Genomic DNA, 20,744 nt, shown 5'->3' with positions numbered 1-20,744 from the left:
TGCGATGCAGCCGATCACCGTGAAGGTCGAGGAGTCCGGTCGACCGGTCGAGGGCGTGGAGGTCTCCGTCGATGCCGGTACGGAGCCCGTGTCGGCGACGACCGACGACACCGGCCAGGCGGTCGTGGAGCTCGACGACGCGGTCGACGCCGAGACGGTCATGCTCATCACCGCACCGGGCTTCCAGTCCCGTCGGTCCTCCGTCGCCGACGCGATCTCGGCAGGGGCTCCCATCACGATCTCGCACGCACCCGAGCGGGACTCGTTCGCCTTCCGGGTCGACCCGCGCGTGGAGTCGAACCGGGAACGGGCCGGTGGAGAGCCTCCAGTCGGCCGCTTCCCGACGAACGGCGTCAGCACCAGCTACACGCTCCACCAGCTCACGCCCCTCGCCGAGCTGGGCCCGGGCGTGGCCCGCGGACGCCTGACCCGGTTCCGGACCTACTGGGAGCCCCTCGGGTGGGCGCTCGACGACTGGGTCTCGACGCGCCACCTCGCCCCGGCCGAGGACAGCCTGGTCAGCGCCGTGATCGCGCGCTCCTCGGCCCGCAGCGACGCGGCCGGCCGGTCGAGCGACGAGTGGCGGCACGAGGCGCACTCGCGGTCGCTGGCCACGACGTCGGAGGCGATGCGGGTCGCGTTCACGTCCCGGTCGCACGCGCGGGGCATCGATCTCGGCCTGGGCGGGAGTCGCACGACGTCGACCAACCCCGCGCTCAACCCGGTCGCCGCGCTCATCAGCGAGGTGGCCGGAGCCTTCCAGGTCGGCGTCACCAACGCGACGGCCGAGGCGGAGGTCGACTCCGGCGCCGAGGTCGGCCGGCGGATCTCGGCGGGGATCGACGAAGCGGCCGGACAGCTCCGGGCGGCCGCCCTGGAGTCGCTGGCGTCGACCTCGAACGAGGTCACCGACGACCGCACCCTGCGCGCGCTGCGCAGCACCAGCACCCACGCGGCCACCAACCTCGCCGCCTACTCCGTCGTGCGGCAGTGGCTCGTCTCGACCGTCGAGCTCGACCGCCGGGACGTCCTGCTCGTCGAGGTGGACCGCCTGAGCGAGCCGCTGACCCTGGAGGACGCCGTCCTGCACCGCGCCCAGCTGCAGGGTCGGCTGCTGGACCCCGCCCTCGAGCCGGTGCTCGGGCGCGCCGCGGCGGCCTGGGTCGCGGGCGACCACGACGACCCCGAGCCGACAGTGCCGGCGCCCGTGCGACTCGTCCGCCTGACGGGTTCCGTCGTGCTCAGCGACGACGCGGGCGGCCGGGGTTCGAGCATCGGCCTCGTGGTCTCGAGCGGCGACGACGAGCGCGCGACGACCACCACCGAGCACTCGCTGGGGCAGCCGCCGGTCTCCCAGCCGACGGCGGTCGACCTTCCCGTCGACGTCGCCTGGTCGACGTTCGCCGGGATCGGGCTGACCTTCCACAACCCCGGCGTGAAGGTCGACCGTCGGGCGGAGGTCAGCGAGCTCCGGCTCACGGCGACCCTGTCCGACGGTCGTCAGGTCCCGCTCCAGCCCTGGCGGTCGATCGAGCTCGCGCCGGAGGAGACCAGCTACCTGCCGCCGAACAAGCCGCTGCCGCCCGACCGGGCACCGGCCTCTGCGGCCGACGGGAAGACGCCGAAAGACCTGACGCTCCTGCTGCGCCACCTCAACCACTACCTGAGCTACTACCGCTTCGTGATCGACGTCCAGGCCGACGCCATGTCGCGGTTCAGCCGCCTGCGCCTCCGCTTCCCCGGCGAGCGCTTCGGCGACATGCAGCCCCTGGGCGCCGTCGGCAACCACCTCGCCTTCTACACGGCGAGCGACGACGTGCACCCGACGTGGGGCTTCGACCCCATCCGCGAGCTCGTCTCCACCCCGACGGGCGGCACGTGGGTGGAGTCCATGCGCGGGGCGGCGAGCGCCGAGCCCGACCTCCAGCCGTCGCGCACGGCGCTGGGGTTCGACACCATCGGCTGGCCCACGGTCTCGCCGCCGCCAGCGCCCGCACTCCTGCAGGCCACGGCGCCGGACGGGACCGTCGCGGCCGCTCCCGCCCCGGGGGTGACCGATCTCGGAGCGCTGCTCACCAGCCTGGCTCCGCTCCTGCAGAAGACGCTGGATGCCGTGGGAACGGCAGGCACCGCGGCGACCACGGCGGCGACCGGCGCCGAGCCGGCGCCCGCCGCGGGGGCCGCCGCCGGCGAGGACGCCTGACCGCCCTCAGGCCAGCCAGACCGCCCGCCAGGGCGCCAGCCACAGGTTGTCGTCGTCCCCCGACGCGGCCTGCTCGCCGGTGAGCGCGTCGCGTGCCGACGACAACCCGAGCTCGCGCAGCCGCCACCCGGGCACCGGCCGCCAGTCGGGCGTCACGTTGTAGGCGGCGAGCAGCGGTCCCAGCGGGTGCCGGCGCACGACCGTGAGCACGCCGGGGTCGTCGGGTCCGACCACCTCGCTCGCCACCGACGCGTGCAGGTGCGGCAGCGACGCCCGCACGTCGGCCAGGTGCTGCAGCCCCTCGAACACCCGCCGCTCGACGGCCTCGGGGTCGTGGCGCCGGGCCGCCGCCGCCGGGTCGAGCCGCGGGCGGTGGGCCCACCGGTTGTCGTCGCTGTGCCCCGGCTCGTCGGCCCAGGCGGGGTCGTTCGGCATGCCCAGCTCGTCGCCCGACCACACGACGGGCACGCCGCCCCAGCCCAGCACGACGGCGTGCGCGAGCAGCAGCCGCGCGACCGCGGCGTCGACCCACGCGGGATCGCCGGCGGCCCGCGCCGCCTCCAGCCCGACCAGGCTGGCCGCCGTCCCGCTGATCCGCCGGTCGCCCGTCGCGGCGTTGTGCTGGAACACCAGCCCCCGGGCGTCGGACCCCGGGAAGAGCCCCGCGTACCAGTCCGACAGGAAGTGCCGGTGCGGGTACCCGCCCAGGCCCACCGCCGCGGCGTCGTCGTCGGAGATCGCCCACCCGATGTCGTCGTGGCACCGCACGTACGTGACCCAGGCCGTCGTGGCCGGGATCGGCGGCAGGGCGCGCAGCGCGTGGCTGGCCAGCGTCGCGTCCTTCGAGGCGAGCATCGACCACACGTGGACCATGAGGGCGTTGTGGTACGCCAGGTCGCTCACCTTGCCGTGGTGCCGGCCGGTGCCCAGGTAGTGCACCAGGTCGGCCGGCCCCACGATCGCCTCGGCCTTGAACACGACCGCGGGGCACGCGATCCGCGCGACCGCGCGCAGCGCCTGGGTGATCGCGTGCACCTCGGGCTCGTTCTGGCAGGACGTGCCCATGCGCTTCCAGAGGAACGCGATCGCGTCCAGGCGCAGCACCTCGACGCCCTGGTTGGCCAGGTGGAGCACGACGTCCGTCAGCTCCGCGAACACCTCCGGGTTCGACCAGTCGAGGTCCCACTGCCACGAGTGGAACGTGGTCCACACCCAGCCCTGCAGGTCGTCGTCCCACGTGAAGCTGCCGGGCGCGAAGTCGGGGAACACCTCGGGCAGCGTCTGCTCGTAGGCGTCGGGGAGCGTGCGGGTGGGGTAGACGTGGAAGTACTCGCGGTAGCGCTGCTGCCCCGCGCGCGCCCGGACCGCCCACTCGTGCTCGCGCGCCACGTGGTTGAGCACGAGGTCGAGCACCAGGCTGATGCCGGCGCGCCGCAGGTCGGTGGCCAGCGCCCGCAGGTCGTCCATGGTGCCCAGGTCGTCGCGGACCCGGCGGTAGTCGGCCACGGCGTAGCCGCCGTCGTTGTCGCCCTCCCGCGGGCGCAGCAACGGCATGAGGTGCAGGTAGGTGACCCCCAGCTCCCGCAGGTAGTCGACCGACCCGCGCACCCCGGCCAGGTCGCCCGCGAACCGGTCGGCGTAGGTGGCGTACCCGAGCATGCGTGGCTGCTGGAACCAGTCGGGCGCGAGAGTGCGCTGCTGGTCGAGCCGGTGGAGCTCGGGGTCGCGCTCGGCGTAGGCGCGGGCGGCCGCCGCGACCAGCCGGGCCGGCAGGTCCTGCGCTCCGGGGTACACGGCGGCCAGGCCGTCGCGCAGGTCCGGCCACCAGCGCTCGAGCCGCAGCGCGAACAGCTCCCGGCGGCCGTCGTCGAGGCCCTCGAGCGCCGGGGCGGCGGCCGTGAGCACGTCGGTCGGTATCGCCATGCGCTCCCCCTCAGGGACCCGGCGCGGCGCTGCGCCTGAGCGAAACCCTAGGGGCGCGCGGCGGCGCCGTCATGCGCTACACGGTGATGACGACCTTCGCGCGCGCGTGCTCGCCCTCGAGGTAGCGCAGGCCGTCCGCCGCCGCGGGGAGGGGGTAGGTCCGGTCGATCACGGGCACGAGGGTCCCGGCCTCGGCCAGCTCCCGCAGCGCGTCCAGGTGCTCGGCGCCCGGCACCACCGAGAGCACGACGACCCGCTGGCGGACCAGCGGGGCCAGCGCGCGGCTGCGCACCAGCAGCCCGATCGGGCCCAGCAGCGACCCACCCTCCGAGACGCCACCGCCGGACAGGATCAGCGTCCCCGTGGGTGTCAGCGCGCGCCGCAGGTCGCGCAGGGAGCGGTTGGCGACGAGGTCGAACAGCACGTCGTGGCGACGCCCGGTCCGCATCGGGTCGTCGCGCGTGTAGTCGACGACGTGGTCGGCCCCGAGCGACCGGACGAGCTCGACGTTCCGGGTGCGGCACACGGCGGTCACCTCGGCGCCGAGCGCGTGCGCCAGCTGCACGGCGAAGGTGCCCACTCCCCCGGACGCCCCGTTGATCAGGACGCTCTGGCCGGGCTGGACCCGACCCGTGAGCCCCTGCAGCGCGGTCGTGGCCGCCAGCGGCATGGCCGCCGCCTGCTCGAAGGTCAGGTTCGCGGGCTTGCGCGCCACCAGGCGCTCGGGGGCGCAGACGACCTCGGCGAGCGCCCCGTCGGACTCCCCGTAGACCTCGTCGCCGGGCCGCAGGCGCGTGACGCCCGCACCCACCGACTCGACCGTGCCGGCGAAGTCGGAGCCCCGGATCGGCTGCCGGGGTCCGCGCCGGCCGAACTGGGCGGACAGCCGCGCGACGTACGGGTCGCCCCGCATGAGGTGCCAGTCGCGGGCGTTGAGCGACGCCGCCCGCACCCGGACCTTGACCTCGTCGGGCGCGGGCTCGGGCTCGTCGACGTCGTCGAGCGTGAGCACGTCGGGCGAGCCGTAGCGGCTCTGCACGATGGCCTTCATCGGACACTCCCTTACGTTGTAAGGCTGCGTTCGACCAGCGTGCCTTACGCCGTAAGGTTGGTCAAGGGCCTAGAGCTTCCGCCCGAGGCCGTCGAGCAGGAGGTCCAGCCCGAACTCGAACTCGGTCTGGTCGTCGCACCAGCCCAGGGTCGAGCCGGGGTCGTCGTGGCCGACCTCGGCCAGCATGGCCACCAGGGACGGGATGTCGGCGGCGAGCGCGGCGGGCAGGGGGGCGGCGGACGCCCCGGCGCCCGGGTCGAACAGCTCCTGGCTGAACCCGAGCGCGCGGCTGCCCAGCGCGTGCAGCGCGTGGTGCACGAGGTCGTAAGAGAACCCGCCGGCGTGCAGGAGCCCGACGAGCCGGTCGTGGTACCGCACGACCTCGGGGCTCACGGCCGTGCGCGTCTCCAGCACGCGGGACGCCCAGCGGTGGTGGAGCAGGACCGCGCGCGCCGTGAGGATCCGCGCGCGCACCGCAGCCTTCCAGTCGGGCCCGGGCTCGAGCGCGTCCACGGCGTCGTTGATCTCCGCGACCACCAGGTCGACGGCCCCGTCCAGCAGGGCGTCCTTGTTCGCGACGTGGTGGTACAGCGACATCGCCTCCGCGCCGAGCTCGTCGGCGACCCGGCGCATGGTGACCGCCGCGATGCCGTGCTCGTCGGCGATCGCGACCGCCGTGCGCAGCACCCGCTCGCGACTCAGCGGCACCCGCGGCTCCGTCGCCCGCACCGGCTCTGCCGTCATCGCCACCACCCTCTCCTCCCCCGGATCGTACGGCGACGGCCCGGGCCGCACGGCGACGGCGCCGGCCCGATCGCTACGATCAGCCGATGCCGCACGACAGCTGGATCGAGCACCGCCGTCCGGGCGACCGCGAGCCGGTCGGCTGGATCCGACCGGAGGGCGACGGGTTCGTGGCGCTCGACGCGCTGGGCCGCGAGGTGACCGGAGCCGTCGACTGGCTGCAGGCGGAGGAGGCGCTCGACGAGCGCGGGCTGCACTGGATCGCGGACCTGTGGCAGCTCGACCGGCCGGACGGCACCCGCGAGCGCGTGCGCATCGTGGAGGTGACGCCGGAGCGCGTCGTCGTGAAGGTGGACGACTTCGGCGCCGTCGACGCCGTGACGCCCAGCTACGTCCTCCCGTTCCCCGCGCCGGACGCCCTGCGACCGTTCGAGGGCGACCGCCGGACGCTCGACGGAGGGTTGCGGGCCTGATGGACGGCCTCTTCGCGGACCTGACCACGGCGCACGTCGCGGACGCGTGCCTGCGACTGGGGATCCCCGTGCGGTGCGCACCGCCGTCGGTGCACCCCCTGTGGCCCGGCATCCACCTGGTCGGGCACGCCCGGCCCGCGCAGCACGTGGGCAGCGTCGACGTGTTCCTGGAGGCGCTCGGGCACGCGTCGCCGGGGGACGTGCTGGTGGTCGACAACGGCGGCCGCACGGACGAGGCGTGCGTGGGTGACCTGGTCGCCCTCGAGGTGGCCCGCGCCGGCCTTGCGGGCATCGTCATCTGGGGTCTGCACCGCGACAGCCTGCAGCTGCGCGACATCGCCCTGCCGGTGTTCAGCCTCGGGGCGCATCCCGGCGGTCCGGAGCGCCTCGACCCGCAGCCCGCCGACGCCCTGACCGCGGCCGCGTGCGGGACGCACACGGTCACCGCCGACGACGTGGTGCTGGCCGACGACGACGGCGTCGTGTTCCTGCCGGCGGACCGGGCGCCGGAGATCGCCGCGGTCGCCGCCCGGATCCGCGACACCGAGCGCCACCAAGCCGACCTCATGCACGTCGGCACGACGCTGCGGGAGCAGACCCGCTTCGCCGACTACCTGGTCGCCCGGGACCGCGACGGGACCACGTTCCGCCAGCACCTGCGCTCGCTCGACGCGGCGATCGAGGAGTGAGTCAGGCCGACGGGACGCGGGACCGCCGCGCGCGCCGGACGGACGGCCCGCGGCGCCGGATCCGCGTGATCCGCCGCGGCGGCCGGACGGCCAGGGGCTCCCCGACGTCGCCGGTCACCGGCTGGAGCGCGAGGCGGCGCTGCGCGGCGACGTAGGCCGGCGCGAGCAGCACCACGGCCCCGATCCACGCGAGCGGGTTGCCCCACACGACGCCGCCGTAGCCGTACGCCGCGCCGAGCACGCTCGCGGCACCGACCCGGCAGACCAGCTCGATCACGCCCGTCATCGTCGGGACCACGGTCTGCCCGAGGCCCTGGAGCGCGCCGCGCAGCACGAACAGCACCCCGAGCACGACGTAGAGCACCCCGTTGACCAGCAGGTAGTGCGCGGCCATGTCGACCACGCGCCGCTCGCCCTCGCCGACGAAGATGCCGATGATCGAGGACCCGCCGGTGACGAGCACGACGCCGAGGACCGCCGAGCCGACGACCGACATCCCCATGCCCTGCACGACGCCGCGCCGGATGCGGTCGGGCCGGCCGCCGCCGAGGTTCTGCGCGACGAACATCGACACCGCCAGGCCCAGCGACGCAAGCAGCGCGACCGCGAGCCCGTCGACCCGGACGGCCGTCGTGTAGGCCGCGACGGCGTCGGGCCCGAGCTCGTTGAGCCGCACCTGCACGGCGAGCGCGCCGATCGCGATGATCGACGCCTGGAACCCCATGGGCAGCCCGAGCCGCAGGTGCCGACGCAGCTCGACCGCATCGACGCGCCAGGCCGCCCGGGGGACGTGCAGCACGGGGACCCGTCGCCGCACGAACGCGAGGCAGAGCGCGACCGACACCCCCTGCGAGAGGACGGTCGACACCGCTGCACCGGCGACGCCCATGCCAAGGCCGGCCACCGCGGTGACCACGAGCACGATGTTCAGGACGCAGCTGATCGTGAGGAACACCAGCGGCGTCCGCGAGTCACCGATCGCCCGGATGATCGCCGACAGGTAGTTGAAGAACATCATCGTGCTGGCGCCCAGGAAGCTGATCACCGCGAAGGTCGTCGCCTCGGGGAGCAGCTCCTCGGGCGTCTGCAGCAGCCGCAGTGCCGGGCCGGCCAGCAGCGGGGCCGCGACGGTGAGCACCGCGCTGGTCGCCGCCGAGAGCACCGTCCCGGCCGCGACCGACCGCCGCACGGCCGCGTGGTCGCCGGCGCCGAACGCGTGCGCCGTCGGGATCGCGAAGCCGTTGGTCATCCCCCACGCGAACCCGAGCAGCAGGAACAGCAGGCTGCCGGTGGCGCCGACGGCGGCGAGCGAGTCGACACCGAGGACGCGGCCGACGACGACGGCGTCGGCCGCTTGGTAGAGCTGCTGGACCACGTTGCCGACGAGCAGCGGGACCGCGAACAGGAGGATGACGCGCCAGGGGCGTCCGGCGGTGAGGACCTTGGGCACAGCGAGACCTTGGGACTGTGAGGGGCAGAAGAAAGGGCGCGGAGGTCCGTGGTGCGGGGTCGCGTCGATCTCGATCGTATCGATACGACCCGGCCCGACGAAGCGAATTGATGCAGGTCACACCCGGTGCGTCGCCGGATCAGGAGGAGTCGGGCATCTGCCGCGGCAGCACGACGTGGCTAGGGCGTCGGCACGGGCGTCGGGTCGCCCGTCGGGCTCGGGTCCGGGGTCGGCGTGGGCGTCGGCGGGGCCGACTCGCTCGGCGACGGCTCCGGGGTCGGCGTCGGGCTCGGGGTGGGCTCCGGAGTGGGGGTGACGGTGGGCGTCGGGGTCGGCGTGGGCGTCGGGGTCGGCGTGGGCGTCGGCGTCGGGGTCTCGGTCGGTGCGGGGCTCGGCTCGACGGTCCCCGGCTCCGCGGGGGGCGTCGCCGGGGTCGCCGGGTTCGGCTGCCCGCTGACCAGGATCGGCGTCGACGTGCCGCTGCCCCGGTCGTCGGTCGTGCCGAACTCCCAGTGCCACGGCTCGTGCGGTCCGCGGCCGCCCTCGTCCATGTAGGTCGGGTGGTGCCACCCGTAGAGCGCCGCGTTGGCCCGCAGCCACGCGTACTGCGCCGAGCGGTAGCTGTCGACCTGGTCGCCGAGGTCGACGGCCAGGCCCCACCCGTGGTTCGACGTGCCCGGCACGGCGGCGAGGTACCCCTTGGCCGCCTTGGTGGTCACCTGTGCCGCGAGGCTCCGGTACGAGTCCGTGATCACCAGGTCGTGCCCGAACACCGCGCGGTAGCCCTCGTTCATCCGCGCCAGCGCGTCGGCGGCGTCGCAGCGCAGGTGGTGCTCGGGCGCGAACGCGACCGCGCACAGCACCTCGAGAGGGATGTTCCCGTTGGTGTAGCCGTCGGTCGACCGCGCCTGCTCCTCGGCCTTCGCGATCGTGGCCTTGGTGGCGTCGTCCGCCGTCGTCGCCGCCTGCTGCGCGGCCAGGGTGATGCCGGCCGCCGCGTCCCGGGCCTGCACCGCGGACGCCGCGGCGGCCACGACGTCGCGGAGGTCGCCGGCCGCATGGGTGGCGAGCACGGCGGTGTCGAGGGCCGCGACGTGCGGGTCCGCGCCGACGAGCAGCCGAGCCAGGGCCGCGTTCTGGGCCGACTGGTCGGCGAGGTCGAGGGCCACCAGCAGCACGTCCGTCTCCACCGACTGCACCGCGCGCGCGGCGGCGGCGACGTCCCCGTCGGCCACCTGCTTCTGCGCGACCTGCACCCGGTCCGGCAGCCGCTCCGCGGTGAGCGCGGGCGTGGCCGCGGGCGCGACAACCGCGACCGCCACGTCGGGCCGCAGCCGGGGCAGGGCAGCCGGGCCGGCTGCCGGCTCGACGGGGTCGAGGGGGCGGCCGACGAGCGTCACGGTCGCGGTCTGCACGGCCGCCACGCGGTGGTCCAGCCGGTCCAGCGCCCACCGGTGCGCCTGCCGGGTCGGCTCGGGCGGCGCCGACTTCTCGACGGCCGGACGGACCGCCGCCTCCGGCTGCGTCGGCTGCGCGAACCCGACCGAGGACGTCGGCGCGGCCGCCAGGGCGGCGGACAGGACCAGCACCGACCACGCGGCGGCGACAGCCTCGGGCCGGCGCGCGCCCGGAGCAGGGCGCGCACGGTGGCGGCCTCGGGTCTTCCGTCGCGATACGAGCACAGGCCTGCCTCCGCGGTGCCTCGTCAGTCGACCATGCCACTGCCTGCGGGCGCGCGTCGAGTGGTGGCGAGGGCGAGATTGCCCGAGGCGGGCGAACACGAGGTGAGCCCCCGGCACCCGTGGGATGAATGCCCGCCCCGCACGGTCTCCGGTTGCGGCCGGACCCGGACGGCAGTCCAATGCCAACCGAGGGGGCCTGACCGAAGGAGGTGCACCGTGGACCAGACAACCGTCTGGGTCATCGTGGCCATCGTGGTGCTCGTCGTGATCGTCGTCGCCGTCGCCGTCAGCCGGCGCCGGGGGACCCGCCGGGAGGACGCCGAGCGCGCCCGCGCGCAGAAGATCCGCGAGCAGGCCGCCGCCGACCAGGTCGAGGTCCAGCGCCGCGAGGCGGAGGCCGCCCGGCTGGACGCGCAGGCGCGTCTCGCGCAGGCCGAGGCCGACTCCCGGGCCGCCGACGCGGCCGCGCTGCAGAACGAGGCGCGCGCCCGCAGCGCCGAGGCCAGCGGCGCGCGCTCCGAGCTCGACGAGCGGCTGAGCACCGCCGACCGCATCGACCCCGACGTGACGGTCGAGGAACCGAGCACCGCACCGCCCGCCGCCGCGCCCGCCGAACCGCGCACCGAGCCGCGGGCCTGACGGGCGCCGGGCAGGTCAGGCCCGGGCGCCGCGCCGGTTCGGCTCCTCGATCGGGGCCGCGTCGACGAACGTCCGGGCATGCACGACGTCCAGGTCGTCGACGAGCCACAGGTGCAGGCGCGCCGGGCCGTCCGGCGGCGGGATCTCCAGGGAGACCGCGCCGGACAGCCGGCGCGGTCTCTGCAGGACGACTCCGACGACAGGCAAATGCTGTCCCGGCGCACGGCGGCCACAACTTAAGGTGACGCCCGTGACCGTGGAGCGGACCCTGGCACGGGTCGACGAGGACCTGCGCAAGGGCGACGTCGCCATGGCGCGCACCCGTCTGCAGAGCCTGGTCCTGAGCCTGCCGCAGGCGCTGGACGCCCGTGAGCGTCTCGCCGAGATCTACCGGCTCGACGGTGATCGCGTCGAGGCCGGGCGCTGGTCGTACCTCGCCGAGCAGCGCGACCAGGACGAGGTGTCTGCGTTCGAGCGCGCGTGCGGCCGCGACCCGGTCCGGATCATGCGGGGGCCTGCGCTGGACCGGGTCCGAGGACGGCGCGGCGACCGAGCTCGCGCGGGAGCGCCTGCTCGAGGTCCGCACCCGGCGCCGTGACCGTCGTCCGCTGGATCTTCTAGCCGGCGGAGCCGGCCGCGATCAGGTCGAGGTCGCGCACCGCGAACCGGTGGTGCTCCCACTCCTCCTCGAGGATCACGTGCAGGCAGTGCAGCACCGTCTCGGTGTGCTCGGGGTTGTGCGGGTTCGTGCGGATCTCCGCCAGCTGGTCGGGCGTGACCGTGGCGAGGAAGTCGCGCACCATCGCGACACGCCCCGCCCGGACCTCGAGCACCTCGGCGTAGGACGGCGCCGTGGCGTCGAAGACCGAGGGATCCTCGCCGTCGGCGCCGTACGAGGTGTCGGGCTGGCCGATCGGGTGGAAGGGGTGCTCCAGCTCCAGCACGCCCTTGCCCAGCCAGATGTCGGTGGCCATGACCAGGTGCCGCAGGGTCTGCGCGAAGGACCACTCTCCGCCGACCGAGACGTCGACCGAGCCGGCCGGCATGGCCGCGGCGCGCTCGAGCGTCGCCGCCCAGGTCTGCTGGAGCCGGTCCCAGGCCGCGCGCAGACCCTCCGGGCTCTCGGCGCGACGCTCGGCCCTGCCGGGGAACCGGCGATCGAGCTCGGCCTCGACGAACGGGATCACGTCGACCCCGTTGACGCGGAAGCTGTCCCCCTCCGGCAGCCACGGCGAGTCGATGTCCAGGCCGTCCACCTCGACGCCGCGCATGACCACCCCGGAGAGGTCGGACTCGACGAAGCGCGCGCCCCGCAGGTTCGCGCCCACGAACTCGGCCCCCTGCAGCTCGTCCGTGCGCGTGAAGGTGGCCATGGGTGTTCTCCTCGCCTGGTCCGTCTGAGTCGCTACCCAGTGTCCTGACGGGGTCTGACACTGTCCACGGAAACGAGGCGACCCCGGCGGGGGTCGTGGTGTGAGATCGGGGCATGGCGATCGAGCTGCGCGGACCGGGGATCGAGGGGCTGGCCGACGCGGTGCACGCCCTGCGCGACTGGCAGCACGAGGGTGGCCCGATGCACCTGCACCCCGGCGACGTGGGCTGGTTCTGGCGGTTCGGTGCCGACGCGACGGCGGCGGCGGTGCGGACGTGGAGCCGGGCCGGCCGGGTGCTCGCCGTCGGGCTGCTGGACGAGCCGACGGTCCTGCGGCTGACGGTCGCGCCCGACGCGCGTCGCGACGAGGAGCTGGCGCGCCGGCTCGTCGACGACCTGACGACGCCGGAGCGCGGCGTCCTGCCGGCGGGCCGGGTGAACGTCGAGGCACCGGCCGACGCCCTGCTCCGCGACCTGCTGGCCGAGGCCGGCTGGCCCGTCGACGAGCCGTGGGCCCCGCTGCGTCGGGACCTGGCCGCGCCCGTCCCCGACCCGGGCGTGCGGATCGAGGTCGTCGGCCCGGAGCAGGCCGAGGCGCGCGCCGCGGTGCAGCGGGCGGCGTTCGACCGGTCGGTCTTCACGGCCGAGCGCTGGCACGCGATGGCGGCCGGCCCGGCCTTCGCGGACGCCCGGTGCCTCCTCGCGTACGACGGGCGCGGCGAGGCAGTGGCGGCCGTGACCGTGTGGTCGGCGGGTCCGGGCAGGCCGGGACTGCTCGAGCCGATGGGCGTGCACCGGGACCACCGCGGCCGGGGCTACGGCACGGCGATCACCGTCGCCGCCGCGGCCGCGCTCCGGGACCTCGGCTCGTCGAGCGCGCTCGTCTGCACCCCGAGCTCGAACGTCGGCGGCGTCGCGACCTACCGGGCGGCCGGCTTCGAGCCCCTGCCCGAGGTGCGGGACCGGTACCGGGCCGCGTCCTGATGTCGGAGGGCACTCCTAGCGTGTGCCCATGAGTGTCCGCCCGTTCGCCGTCGACGTCCCGCAGCCGGTCCTCGACGACCTACGCGACCGGCTGTCGCGCACGCGGTTCCTCGACGACTCCCCCCGCCGGCCGGAGTCGGGCATGACTGCGGCCTACCTGCGCGACCTGGTCGCGTCCTGGCAGGCGTTCGACTGGCGCGCCCGCGAGGCGTGGCTCAACCGGCACCCGCAGCTCCTCGTCGACGTCGACGGCGCCACGGTGCACGTCGTCCACCAGCGGTCGGCCATCCCGGGCGCCCCCGCGCTGCTCGTGATGCACGGCTGGCCGCACACGTTCGCGCTGCAGCTGGAGTTCGCCGACCTGCTGCCCGACCTCGACGTGGTCGTGCTGAGCCTGCCGGGGTTCGCGTTCTCGCCGCCGCTGGACCAGCCGATCACCGAGCAGCGGCTCGCCCGGCTGGCGCACGCGCTCATGACGGACGTGCTCGGGTACTCCCGCTACGTCACCTACGGCGAGGACGTCACGGCGAACGTGAGCGACCTCGTCGCCGCGACCCACCCCGAGTCGGTGGCGGGCATCGTCGTCACGCACGCGCACTTCCTGTCGCAGGACGAGCAGGCGGCCAGCACCGATCCCACCGAGCGCGACTTCTACGACCGCATGGCGGCGGGCTGGTACCAGCAGGCCGGGTACGCCCACGTCCAGGGCACCCGGCCCGACACCCTCGCCGCCGGGCTCAACGACTCCCCCGCCGGGCTGCTGGCGTGGCTCACCGAGAAGCTGGTCGAGTGGAGCGACACCCCGCAGGGAGACCCGGCCCGCCTGGAGCGCCGCATCTCCCGCGAGCGGATCCTCACCGAGGCCACCCTCTACTGGGCGACGCAGAGCATCGGCACGTCGTTCCGGCCCTACTTCGACGGGGCGGACGCGCAGATCCCGCCGGTCGAGGTGCCCGCCGCGGTCTTCGTCCAGCGCCACGAGCACGACAACCCCGAGTCGGTGGCGCGGCGGTTCTACCGCGACCTGCGCGTGTTCGAGCGGCTGCCCGAGGGCGGCCACTTCACCGTCGCCGAGGTGCCCGAGGCCATGGCGGAGCGGGTGCGGCGGTTCGTCCAGGGGCTGTGAGGGCCCGCTAGTCGGACGCCTCCGGCTGCGCGTAGAGGATCTCGCGGGCCTGCTCGGCGGCGCGGGAGATGCTCTCGCCGACGAAGTCCATGAAGCGCGCGACGTTCTCCAGCCGGACGGCGGCCGGCGTGCCCGGGCCGAGCACGCTGACGCCCTGGCGCGCGGTCTCGGCCAGCTCGGCGTTCGAGCGCGCGCTCTCGATCATCGACTGGTACCAGACGCCCGCGTCGGCCAGGTAGCGCTCGCGACGGCGCTCGTCGCGCTGCCGGAGCACCAGACCCTGGCTCTCCAGGAACGCGATCGCCTTGGAGATGGACGCCGGGCTCACCTGGAGCCGCGCCACCAGCTCGGCGGCCGTGAGGCTCCCCGCGTCGGTGGTGTAGAGGCAGGTCAGCACCCCCGCGGCGATCCTGGGCAGGCCCGACCGCATGAGGAGCGTCGTGAACGTCTCCTCGTACTCGCGCACGGCCTCGGCGTCGCGGCCGTCCGCCTCGGGCACCGGTCGCGCTCCCCGCGGCGGGACCGGCCGCCGCCGGTGCGCCCGCCGCTCGGTGGCGCGGTGCGCCAGGTCGGCGCGGTAGGCGGTCGGGCCGCCGTTGCGCATGACCTCGCGCGTGATCGTCGAGGTCGGGCGGTCCAGCCGCCGGGCGATCTCCGCGTAGGCCAGGTCGTCCGCCAGACCGAGAGCGATCTGCTGGCGCTCCTGCTGCGTGAGCCTGCCTCCTGGCATGGCGACCTCCCGTCTCCGTTCGACACCTTAGCGTTCACGCCACCTCCATTGCAACGCCCCAAACAAGGTCTTGTTGCGTTGAAACTTCGTCCATTGCAATGATTAGTGGCATCTGAACTGCGAATATGCACGTGCAACGCAAAATCCTAGTTGCTCAGTGTGCGAACGCAACGTAGCGTTTGCGATGTCAGAAACACCGATCCGCCACCGAGCACAGGAGTTGAGCACGATGCCGAACTTCGACACCCGCACCCCCATCACCGCCGTCCTCGACATCCCCGCCGGGCGCGTCCAGCTGATCGCCGCCGACCGGTCCGACACCGTCGTGGAGGTCCGCCCCGCAGACGCCTCGAAGGCTCGCGACGTCAAGGTGGCCGAGCAGACCACGGTCGACTTCCGCGACGGCGTGCTGCGCATCGAGGCCCTGGCCAAGAACCAGGTCCTGGGCAGCTCCGGCTCGATCGAGGTGACGGTCCAGCTGCCCGCCGGCTCGCGCCTGGAGGCGAAGGCGGCCAGCGCCGAGCTGCGCGGCGTCGGCCGGCTGGGCGACGTCTCCTTCGAGGGCGCGCAGGGCGAGATCAAGCTCGACGAGGCCGCGAACGTGCGCGTCCGCACCCACGCCGGCGACGTCTCGGTCGGCCGCCTGAACGGGCCGGCGGAGATCAGCGTCGGCAAGGGCGACATCCGGATCGCCGAGGCCTCCCGCGGCAAGGTCGTGCTCAGCACCCAGGCCGGCGACGTCTCGGTCACCACCGCGGCGGGGGTCTCCGCGTCGCTCGACGCCGGCGCCGCCTGGGGTCGGATCCAGAACGCGCTGGTGAGCACCACGAGCACCCCGGAGCTGACCATCCACGCGACCACCGCGTACGGCGACATCACCGCGCGCAGCCTCTGACGCTCGCGAGCAGTGGCGGCGTCCACCGGCACGACGCCGGTGGACGTCGCTGCGCACGCGAGAGGCAGGAAGACGCATCTCCCTGCCGCTGTCAGGTTATCGGCCCGCAGGGGGCTTGCCGCAAGGCCCTCCCCCACCGCCAGGATGGTCGGCCGAGAGCACCAGAGGGGGACGTCCATGATCGACGTGATCATCGCCGGCGGCGGGCCGACCGGCACGATGCTGGCCGCCGAGCTGCGCCTGCACGACGTGGAGGTGCTGGTCCTGGAGAGGGACGCCGAGCCGAGCCCGGCGGTCCGCTCGCTCGGGCTGCACCCGCGCAGCATCGAGATCCTGGACATGCGGGGTGTGCTGGACCGGTTCCTCGCGCTCGGGCAGCAGTACCCCGGTGGCGTCGGCCGCTTCGCCGGGATCGAGACGCCGGCCCCGGTCGCCCTGGACACCGCGCACGGCTACGTCCTGGGCATCCCGCAGCCGGTCACCGATCGCCTGCTGACCGAGCGTGCCGACGAGCTCGGCGCGCAGATCCGCCGCGGCACCGAGGTGACCGGCGTCGAGCAGGACGACGACGGGGTGAGCGTCGAGCTCGCCGACGGCTCCCTGCTGCGCGCCCGCTGGCTGGTGGGCTGCGACGGCGGACGCAGCCTGGTGCGCCGGCTGCTCGGCATCGGCTTCCCCGGCGAGCCCGCCACCACCGAGTGGATCCTGGGCGAGGTGCAGGTCACGGCGCCCCCGGCGGAGATCGCCGCGGTGTCGGACGAGGTCCGCAAGACCCAGAAGGGGTTCGGCATCGGACCCACGGGCGACGGCCTGTACCGCGCGGTCGTCCCGGCCGCGACCGTGGCCGAGGACCGCACGGTCCCCCCGACGCTGGACGAGTTCCGGACCCAGCTGCGGGCGTACGCGGGCATCGACTTCGGCGTCCACTCCCCGCGCTCGCTCACGCGCTTCACCGACGCCACCCGGCTCGCCGAGCGGTACCGCGCGGGACGGGTGCTCCTGGCCGGCGACGCCGCGCACGTCCACCCGCCGCTGGGCGGGCAGGGCCTGAACCTCGGCATCCAGGACGCGTTCAACCTCGGCTGGAAGCTCGCCGCGGAGGTCGCGGGGTGGGCACCGGACGGGCTGCTGGACACCTATGGCTCCGAGCGTCACCCGGTCGCCGACGAGGTGCTGACCCTCACCCGCGCCCAGAGCGTGCTGATCTCCACCGAGCCCGGGCCGCAGGCCGTGCGCCGGCTGCTGACCGAGCTGATGAGCTTCGCGGACGTCAGCCGCTTCCTCGCCGAGAGGGTGGCCGGGATCGGCATCCGCTACGACGTGGGCGACGGGCCCGAGCTGCTCGGCCGACGGCTTCGGGACCTCCCCCTGTCCAGCGGTCGCCTCTACGAGCGCACGCGCGACGGACGCGGGCTCCTGCTGGACCAGACCGGCGGGCTCTCCGTGGCCGGGTGGGCGGACCGGGTCGACCTCGTCGCGGACGTCAGCGCCGAGCTCAGCGCGCCCGCGGTGCTGCTGCGGCCGGACGGCCACGTCGTGTGGATCGGCGACGACCAGGACGACCTGCGCCGGCACCTGTCGCGGTGGTTCGGCGCCGGTTCCGCTCCCGCGTAGAGCGTGCGTCGCCCGCTGGAAGACTGGGGCGGTGGCGATGCCGTACGTGCAGGAGGCGGGCTGGGCCCGGCTGGTGCTCGACCTGACCGTCGCCGCCTTCGTCGTGGGCGAGCTCTCGCAGGCGGTGAAGCGGCGTCGCGGCGCCACGCGCACCGACCTGCGGGGCGAGGTCGCCTTCCGGGTCGTCTTCTTCGCGGGCATCCTCGCGCTGCCGCTGGCGCAGACCGTGGCCCCCGACGCCGTGCTCGAGGGCGCCGCGGTGTTCGTCGTCGGCGCACTCGTCGGGTGGTCCGGCCTCCTGCTGCGCTGGTGGTCGTTCGCCACCCTGGGCACGTACTTCACGACCGTGGTGCAGACCTCCCCCGACCAGGCGGTCATCACGCGCGGCCCGTACCGGCTGCTCCGGCACCCCAGCTACACCGGCCTCCTGGCGGCCTTCCTCGGCGCTGGGCTGATGCTCGGCAACTGGGTGGGGGCGTGCGTCGGCGTGCTGCTGATCCTGCTGGCGCTCGTCTACCGGCTGCGCCGGGAGGAGCGGGCCCTGGTCGAGGCGCTCGGGGACGCGTACCTCGACTTCGCGCGCGGTCGGGCCCGGCTGGTCCCCTTCGTGTGGTGAAACCCTTGACGCCCCACTTGTTTTTTGCAAGTGTCGGTCCTGCCACCTACCGCACCCTTGAGAGGCGATCCCCATGACCGCGATGTTCGTCAACCTGCCCGTGACCGACCTCGAGCGCGCGAAGGCGTTCTACACGGCCATCGGGTTCACGCTCAACCCGCAGTTCTCCGACCACAACGCCGCGTGCGTCATCGTCGAGGAGGACCACAGCTACTTCATGATCCTGGTGCGCGAGTACTTCCAGACGTTCACGGACCTGCCGCTCGGCGACCCGAAGGTCAACCCGTCGGTCTCGACCGCGATCTTCGTCGACAGCCGCGAGGCCGTCGACGCCACCGTCGCCAAGGGGCTCGCCGCGGGCGGCTCCGAGGACCGACCCGCCTCGGACTACGGCTTCATGTACCAGCGCCAGCTGGCCGACCCCGACGGCAACATCCTCGAGTTCGGCTGGATGGACCCGGTCGCCGCCGCGCAGGGCCCCGAGGCCTTCGCCAACCAGCAGGCCTGAGGCAGATGGCTGCACGCGACTACGGCCAGTACTGCGGGATCACGCAGGCCCTCGAGCTCGTCGGCGAGCGCTGGGCGCTGCTCATCATCCGCGACCTGCTGGTCGGGCCGCGCCGCTACGGAGAGCTCGCCGCGGGCCTGCCCCGCATCCCGAGCAACATCCTGGCGGCGCGGCTCAAGGAGCTCCAGGCGGCCGGCATCATCCGCCGGGCACCGCGCTCCCGCTTCGTCATCTACGAGCTGACGCCCTACGGCCGCGAGCTCGAGCCCGTCGTGCTCGCGCTCGGGGCCTGGGGCTTCAAGGCGATGGGCGAGCCGCGCGACGAGCAGATCATCACGCCCGACTCGATGACGATGGCCCTGCGGACCGCCTTTCGCCCCCAGGTCGCGGCGACCCTGCCCGCCACGGCCTACGGGGCGCGGTTCGGTCCCGCCGAGCTGCTCGTCCGGGTGGACGGCTCCGCCCTCGACGTGACGCGCGGCGACGGACCGGTGGACCTGGCCTTCGCCGCCGGCCCGGACATCCGGCGGCTCATCTCCGGCGAGCTCTCCCCGGACCGCGCGATCGCGACCGGCGTGGTCGAGGTGCTGCGCGGGCGCGGCGACCTCCTCGACCGCTTCGCGAGCACGTTCCACCTCGCCGCCTGAGGGTGTCGGGGGTCGGGTGCAGGATGGGCCCGACCCCGTCGCGCGACCTCGGAGGACCCTTGAAGCTCCTGCTCACGTCCGGCGGCGTCACCAACCCGAGCATCCACGCGGCGCTCGAAGAGCTCCTGGGCAAGCCGGTCGCCGAGTCCCACGCGCTGGTCGTGCCGACCGCCCAGTGGGGTCACCCGATGTGCGGTCCGGAGTCGGTGCGCGGCCTGGTCGCGGCCGACCCCGGCTTCCGGCACTTCACCGGCCTGGGCTGGGCGTCGCTCGGCGTCCTCGAGCTCACGGCGCTGCCCACCATCGGCGCCGAGCGATGGGTCCCGTGGGTCCGGGCGGCCGACGTGCTCCTGGTCGACGGCGGCGACGCGACGTTCCTGCACCACTGGATGCGCGAGTCGGGCCTGGCCGACCTGCTGCCGTCGCTGCCCGACACGGTCTGGGTGGGCGTGAGCGCCGGCAGCATGGTGATGACGCCCCGGATCGGGCGGTACTTCGTCGAGTGGCCGGCCGCGCCCGACGACCGCACCCTCGGCGTGGTCGACTTCGCGATCTTCCCGCACCTCAACGCCTTCCCGACGAACACCCCCGCCGACGCGGAGCGGTGGGCCGCCGACATCGGCGTCCCGGCCTACGCGATCGACGAGCAGACGGCCATCCGCGTCGTCGACGGCTCCGTCGACGTGGTCTCCGAGGGCGAGTGGACGAGGTTCGACTGAACAATCGCCGTTGACTGCGGTGACGCCGGTCCCCCATCGTCGGGTCATGCACGCGGCCATGGCGTTCTCCGGCGACGACGACGAGGTCGCGCAGGCACGGTTCCGGTTCTCGCCGCCCGACAACGAGGCGCCCGGCGCCGTCGGCGTGAGCGGCGTGATCGCGCGGTCCGCCGACGCCGCGATCCTGCTGGTCGGCCTCCTGCACTACGCGAACGGGGTGCAGATCGACCTGGCGATCCGTCGTCGTCTCGACCCCGGGCCGGACGACCAGATGTACGTGGCCTACGACGCGGGGCTGCTCGCCGGCGTCCAGCTCTCCGACGGCCGCACGGTGGTCGCCGGGCGGCACGGCTGGGCCAGCTGGCCGGCTGCGGACGGGCCGGTGCTCGTCAACCGCAGCGGCGGTGGCGGTGGCCGCGAGTGGTCGAGCACGCTGTGGCTGACGCCCGCGCCGCCGCCCGGAGACCTCGTGATCGTCGTCGCCAGCCCGACCCTCGGCATCGACGAGTCGAGCGTCACCGTGGACGCCGAGGCGCTCGGGGCCGCCGCCGACCGGGCCGAGATCCTGTGGCCCCGCGAGCCCGACCAGGCACAGCCCGCCCCCTACCAGCCGAAGGTCGACGTGCCGCCGGGCGGCTGGTTCGAGCGCGCGCTCGGCGACGAGCCGGCCGACTGACCG

General features: G+C 74.4%; 22 protein-coding genes. 14 read left to right on the top strand and 8 right to left on the bottom strand.

Features of this window, described 5'->3' with window-relative positions; translation table 11 throughout:
- Positions 1 to 4: 4 nt before the first annotated feature.
- The gene (locus tag AB5970_RS03480) at positions 5 to 2,203 is read left to right on the top strand and encodes a hypothetical protein (protein ID WP_370502502.1); all 2,199 of its coding nucleotides are present in this window, start codon (positions 5 to 7) and stop codon (positions 2,201 to 2,203) included.
- Positions 2,204 to 2,209: 6 nt separating this feature from the next.
- Here the strand turns inward: AB5970_RS03480 and AB5970_RS03475 are convergent, their stop codons facing one another.
- The 3 genes from AB5970_RS03475 to AB5970_RS03465 form a co-directional block, all read right to left on the bottom strand.
- A complete protein-coding gene (locus tag AB5970_RS03475) occupies positions 2,210 to 4,126 on the bottom strand; it encodes an alpha-amylase family protein (protein WP_370502501.1) in 1,917 nt (638 codons plus the stop codon).
- 76 nt (positions 4,127 to 4,202) lie between these two features.
- Positions 4,203 to 5,177 carry an NAD(P)-dependent alcohol dehydrogenase gene (locus tag AB5970_RS03470; RefSeq protein ID WP_370502500.1) on the bottom strand — a complete coding sequence of 325 codons (975 nt, stop codon included), beginning with the start codon at positions 5,175 to 5,177 and terminating at the stop codon, positions 4,203 to 4,205.
- 69 nt (positions 5,178 to 5,246) lie between these two features.
- Positions 5,247 to 5,921, bottom strand: a complete 675-nt coding sequence (locus AB5970_RS03465) for a TetR/AcrR family transcriptional regulator (protein ID WP_370502499.1) — start codon at positions 5,919 to 5,921, stop codon at positions 5,247 to 5,249.
- Positions 5,922 to 6,007: 86 nt separating this feature from the next.
- Here AB5970_RS03465 and AB5970_RS03460 point away from each other — a divergent pair, with 86 nt between their 5' ends.
- Both AB5970_RS03460 and AB5970_RS03455 read left to right on the top strand, forming a co-directional pair.
- Positions 6,008 to 6,394 carry a hypothetical protein gene (locus tag AB5970_RS03460; RefSeq protein WP_370502498.1) on the top strand — a complete coding sequence of 129 codons (387 nt, stop codon included), beginning with the start codon at positions 6,008 to 6,010 and terminating at the stop codon, positions 6,392 to 6,394.
- Positions 6,394 to 7,083 (top strand): RraA family protein, encoded by a 690-nt coding sequence (locus AB5970_RS03455; RefSeq protein ID WP_370502497.1) that lies wholly within the window; start codon positions 6,394 to 6,396, stop codon positions 7,081 to 7,083. Before AB5970_RS03460 ends, AB5970_RS03455 begins: the two co-directional genes overlap by 1 nt.
- Before the next feature lies 1 nt (position 7,084).
- On the opposite strand, the gene AB5970_RS03450 is transcribed toward AB5970_RS03455, so the two are convergent.
- Both AB5970_RS03450 and AB5970_RS03445 read right to left on the bottom strand, forming a co-directional pair.
- Positions 7,085 to 8,533: an MATE family efflux transporter gene (locus AB5970_RS03450; RefSeq protein ID WP_370502496.1), complete on the bottom strand. Its 1,449-nt coding sequence runs from the start codon at positions 8,531 to 8,533 to the stop codon at positions 7,085 to 7,087.
- A 179-nt stretch (positions 8,534 to 8,712) separates the two neighbouring features.
- Positions 8,713 to 10,122, bottom strand: coding sequence for a M15 family metallopeptidase (locus AB5970_RS03445; RefSeq protein WP_370502495.1), 1,410 nt, complete (start codon positions 10,120 to 10,122; stop codon positions 8,713 to 8,715).
- 309 nt (positions 10,123 to 10,431) lie between these two features.
- Between AB5970_RS03445 and AB5970_RS03440 the strand changes: the two genes are divergently transcribed.
- A complete protein-coding gene (locus AB5970_RS03440; RefSeq protein WP_370502494.1) occupies positions 10,432 to 10,854 on the top strand; it encodes a hypothetical protein in 423 nt (140 codons plus the stop codon).
- A gap of 15 nt (positions 10,855 to 10,869) precedes the next feature.
- On the opposite strand, the gene AB5970_RS03435 is transcribed toward AB5970_RS03440, so the two are convergent.
- The gene (locus tag AB5970_RS03435) at positions 10,870 to 11,061 is read right to left on the bottom strand and encodes a hypothetical protein (RefSeq protein WP_370502493.1); all 192 of its coding nucleotides are present in this window, start codon (positions 11,059 to 11,061) and stop codon (positions 10,870 to 10,872) included.
- 43 nt (positions 11,062 to 11,104) lie between these two features.
- On the opposite strand from AB5970_RS03435, the gene AB5970_RS03430 reads away from it, so the two are divergent.
- Complete coding sequence (locus tag AB5970_RS03430; RefSeq protein ID WP_370502492.1) at positions 11,105 to 11,452, top strand: DUF6584 family protein; 348 nt, start codon at positions 11,105 to 11,107, stop codon at positions 11,450 to 11,452.
- Positions 11,453 to 11,471: 19 nt separating this feature from the next.
- Here the strand turns inward: AB5970_RS03430 and AB5970_RS03425 are convergent, their stop codons facing one another.
- Positions 11,472 to 12,227, bottom strand: coding sequence for a DinB family protein (locus tag AB5970_RS03425; RefSeq protein WP_370502491.1), 756 nt, complete (start codon positions 12,225 to 12,227; stop codon positions 11,472 to 11,474).
- Between the two features lie 113 nt (positions 12,228 to 12,340).
- On the opposite strand from AB5970_RS03425, the gene AB5970_RS03420 reads away from it, so the two are divergent.
- Together AB5970_RS03420 and AB5970_RS03415 are read left to right on the top strand one after the other, a co-directional pair.
- Positions 12,341 to 13,210 (top strand): GNAT family N-acetyltransferase, encoded by an 870-nt coding sequence (locus AB5970_RS03420; protein ID WP_370502490.1) that lies wholly within the window; start codon positions 12,341 to 12,343, stop codon positions 13,208 to 13,210.
- A gap of 28 nt (positions 13,211 to 13,238) precedes the next feature.
- Positions 13,239 to 14,336 carry an epoxide hydrolase family protein gene (locus AB5970_RS03415; RefSeq protein WP_370502489.1) on the top strand — a complete coding sequence of 366 codons (1,098 nt, stop codon included), beginning with the start codon at positions 13,239 to 13,241 and terminating at the stop codon, positions 14,334 to 14,336.
- A 7-nt stretch (positions 14,337 to 14,343) separates the two neighbouring features.
- On the opposite strand, the gene AB5970_RS03410 is transcribed toward AB5970_RS03415, so the two are convergent.
- Positions 14,344 to 15,066 (bottom strand): helix-turn-helix domain-containing protein, encoded by a 723-nt coding sequence (locus tag AB5970_RS03410; protein ID WP_370502488.1) that lies wholly within the window; start codon positions 15,064 to 15,066, stop codon positions 14,344 to 14,346.
- A 229-nt stretch (positions 15,067 to 15,295) separates the two neighbouring features.
- On the opposite strand from AB5970_RS03410, the gene AB5970_RS03405 reads away from it, so the two are divergent.
- The 7 genes from AB5970_RS03405 (at position 15,296) to AB5970_RS03375 (ending at position 20,741) form a co-directional block, all read left to right on the top strand.
- Positions 15,296 to 15,961 (top strand): DUF4097 family beta strand repeat-containing protein, encoded by a 666-nt coding sequence (locus AB5970_RS03405; RefSeq protein ID WP_370502487.1) that lies wholly within the window; start codon positions 15,296 to 15,298, stop codon positions 15,959 to 15,961.
- Between the two features lie 177 nt (positions 15,962 to 16,138).
- Positions 16,139 to 17,575 carry a rifampin monooxygenase gene (gene rox, locus AB5970_RS03400; protein WP_370502486.1) on the top strand — a complete coding sequence of 479 codons (1,437 nt, stop codon included), beginning with the start codon at positions 16,139 to 16,141 and terminating at the stop codon, positions 17,573 to 17,575.
- 37 nt (positions 17,576 to 17,612) lie between these two features.
- Positions 17,613 to 18,191 (top strand): methyltransferase family protein, encoded by a 579-nt coding sequence (locus AB5970_RS03395; RefSeq protein ID WP_370502536.1) that lies wholly within the window; start codon positions 17,613 to 17,615, stop codon positions 18,189 to 18,191.
- 73 nt (positions 18,192 to 18,264) lie between these two features.
- On the top strand, positions 18,265 to 18,699 hold the full coding sequence (locus tag AB5970_RS03390; RefSeq protein ID WP_370502485.1) for a VOC family protein: 435 nt from the start codon (positions 18,265 to 18,267) through the stop codon (positions 18,697 to 18,699).
- Positions 18,700 to 18,704: 5 nt separating this feature from the next.
- Positions 18,705 to 19,346 carry a winged helix-turn-helix transcriptional regulator gene (locus AB5970_RS03385; protein WP_370502484.1) on the top strand — a complete coding sequence of 214 codons (642 nt, stop codon included), beginning with the start codon at positions 18,705 to 18,707 and terminating at the stop codon, positions 19,344 to 19,346.
- 59 nt (positions 19,347 to 19,405) lie between these two features.
- Positions 19,406 to 20,065 (top strand): Type 1 glutamine amidotransferase-like domain-containing protein, encoded by a 660-nt coding sequence (locus AB5970_RS03380; protein WP_370502483.1) that lies wholly within the window; start codon positions 19,406 to 19,408, stop codon positions 20,063 to 20,065.
- A 46-nt stretch (positions 20,066 to 20,111) separates the two neighbouring features.
- Positions 20,112 to 20,741, top strand: a complete 630-nt coding sequence (locus tag AB5970_RS03375; protein WP_370502482.1) for a hypothetical protein — start codon at positions 20,112 to 20,114, stop codon at positions 20,739 to 20,741.
- Positions 20,742 to 20,744 lie beyond the last annotated feature (3 nt).

It is taken from the genome of Cellulomonas sp. ICMP 17802 (genome assembly GCF_041295535.1).
In the GTDB taxonomy this organism is placed as follows: Bacteria; Actinomycetota; Actinomycetes; order Actinomycetales; family Cellulomonadaceae; genus Cellulomonas.
Note: the sequence above shows the minus strand (reverse complement) of the source record. Positions and strands in the feature narration are given on the sequence as shown.